Raw genomic sequence first — 2,493 nt, 5'->3', positions numbered from 1 at the left:
GGTAATCTAGAATAACGTGTGGTCTCCAATTATTGGAGTCTAGATTATCATGGGGTAAATAACACCCCAAACAATTGAACTGGTGATAAAGGTGGATACTCCAATTTTGGGGTAGCCACCTTTTCAATGACTTTAAAACTTTACTAAATGTTCTTCTTTGTTTTCTAATAATCTGATAAGATAATCTACATCATGCGTTAAATCTTCTAGTTGTTCAATCATTTCAGTTAGTAACTCATCTTTTCTTATGGATGTTATGCCTTTTTCATTATCGATTATAATTTTATATACTGTTCTATTTCGTCTCATATTAATATCTCTCCTGTTATAGTTTGAATTTTTCATCATCATTTATAGTATAAAGTACTCTGTTTCTGAATCTTTTCCAGTTGGTATAGCCATTGCTGCTATGTTTCAATAACTTAATGCTCTTATTTCTGTTTTCAATCAAGGCATTATTCATTTTTTTATTTATTCCTGGAATGATGATAAATGAATTGATGATTTCTGGTTTCCATTGTGTTAATGTATTGGCGAATGACACAAGTTCAGGAACTGAAGATGATCTAAAATCAATAATCAGTTCATTTATCTTTGCTTTGGATTCTTCGTATGTACATTTTTCATAAAAGTCATAAAGTTCATCCTTAAGATTGATCATTTCGGTCATATCTTCATCAGTATTTTCAAGAAGGTTGAATAAATCATATAGATTGCAATACTGACCTAATGCATGATTCATCTTCTTTTCAAGATTTGGATTTAGGATATCCTTGTTCTTCGAAAAGATCATCCATTCAAACTTCTTTAGAATATAATAATTTCTTTGTGCCTGGATAAGTTTTTCCTGTTTGTCAGGTGGAAGCTTTTTCTTTTCTTTCTTTAGCCGCCTTGCTTCATTTTCAAGCTCATCTTTTATTTTTTTGTTTTTATTCATGATTCTTATGCGAACCCTTGTGGCTTTTCTAGTGAATTCCTGAAGAAGATGAAATTTGTCCACAATCGTGACACAGTTAGGGAACATGGTCTTGGCTACAGAACGATAAGTCTGCCACATGTCAAAGCTGACATATCTGACTTTTTTTCTTTCTTCCAAAGGAATGTTATAGAAATAATCAGTGAGATCCTGCATTCTACGTGTTGGAAGAATATCAATGACTTTCTTGTCCTTGTAATCAACGAGAACACATATGTAATTGCTTCTATCACTTTTGAATGCATATGTCTCATCAAAACAGATGCATTCTGGCAATGTGCGTCTTGGGATATTAACCCCTCTATCAAAAATATTGGCTACTGTTGATTGTGAAATATGGTATTTGGATGCAACATAGCTGAAAGTGAGAGCTGGATTCTTTAAATCTGCAAGGACATTATATACGGTCGCAACAGATAGCCTGGATCCTTTGTTGGTGAATGGGTTGTTTTCAAAGAATGTCTTGCCACATAGAGGGCAGATATATCTTCTGGCTCTGTAATCAATGATACAGGGAGTATTGTTTAATATGGAGTGCCTGATGATTTTGTTTTGGTAGCCCTTGATTCTGGAAGTCTCAGTTGAACATACAGGGCATTTATGTGGCTTGGAATTTAATTCAACATCTATTGTCAATCCTTCACCATCATTGTATATATTCATTGATTTGATATCGGCACGTTCTAAATCAAGCGCAATGAGGGTATCGTTGCTGATGGTGCTATCAAATATAGCCATGAAAACACCTCCAATTTATGTAATTCATTTGTCGTTTCCTCCTTTTTTTCTATGATGATTAAATCATAGTATTAAGGAATCAAAAAAAACAAAAATGTTATGTGGAAACAATAAAGATGCAGGCATGCTTTCTACGATTTTTAAGACATATATTTTTATATGCCGCTGATGATAATGTCATATATTTTTTCAGAATATAGAAAAGATGAGATATATCAAAACAATTGGCTTCCCTGTTTTTGAGCATATATAAAATATCTTCAAATCTGATCTGTGAATAGGGAATGATATCCTCAATCAAGATGGCATGTGTCCTGTGACAATGCTTGCAGATGATTCTGGTAATTATAATTTTGTATTTTTTACCAAATATATAGATATGGCGTATATAGTAGGCATGAAAGGAAAAACCATGGTCATGACAGTAAGGACATTCAATGGAGTCAAGATCAATTGATGAAATGGAATCATAATATTCTTTTTGAAGGTAATGATTCAAATATGAGAGGGAATGATTCTCAAAAAATATATTTTTATTGAAAGTAGGAGTTAAATTTGTTAATATCATATTGTTCTAAGGGAACAGATGGTAAACAAACTTTGGTCGGTGAGGTTACCATCTTTTTTTCTTTCTAAATATTTTAATATATATACACTAACATAATAATTCGTGTATTAATAGAAACCCCATAAATAATTATAGCTAGAATATTGGAGAATAGAAAAAGACCACACGATAATGTGTAGTCAGTTCAAACCACGTTAAATTTTAAATAGTC

The 2,493-nt window shown here is 32.2% G+C and carries 3 protein-coding genes; all 3 read right to left on the bottom strand.

Features of this window, described 5'->3' with window-relative positions:
- Positions 1-132: 132 nt before the first annotated feature.
- The 3 genes from EDD60_RS16155 to EDD60_RS16780 all read right to left on the bottom strand — a co-directional run bounded on the left by EDD60_RS16155 (position 133) and on the right by EDD60_RS16780 (position 2,282).
- The gene (locus EDD60_RS16155) at positions 133-309 is read right to left on the bottom strand and encodes a hypothetical protein (protein WP_165973164.1); all 177 of its coding nucleotides are present in this window, start codon (positions 307-309) and stop codon (positions 133-135) included.
- A gap of 16 nt (positions 310-325) precedes the next feature.
- A complete protein-coding gene (locus EDD60_RS15955) occupies positions 326-1,714 on the bottom strand; it encodes an ISL3 family transposase (RefSeq protein ID WP_132226554.1) in 1,389 nt (462 codons plus the stop codon).
- A gap of 97 nt (positions 1,715-1,811) precedes the next feature.
- Positions 1,812-2,282, bottom strand: a complete 471-nt coding sequence (locus tag EDD60_RS16780; protein ID WP_396627795.1) for a DUF6431 domain-containing protein — start codon at positions 2,280-2,282, stop codon at positions 1,812-1,814.
- Positions 2,283-2,493 lie beyond the last annotated feature (211 nt).

This window comes from Longibaculum muris (genome assembly GCF_004343035.1).
Taxonomy (GTDB): Bacteria; Bacillota_I; Bacilli_A; order Erysipelotrichales; family Coprobacillaceae; genus Longibaculum; species Longibaculum muris.
This window is presented reverse-complemented; position numbering and strand designations above follow the sequence as displayed.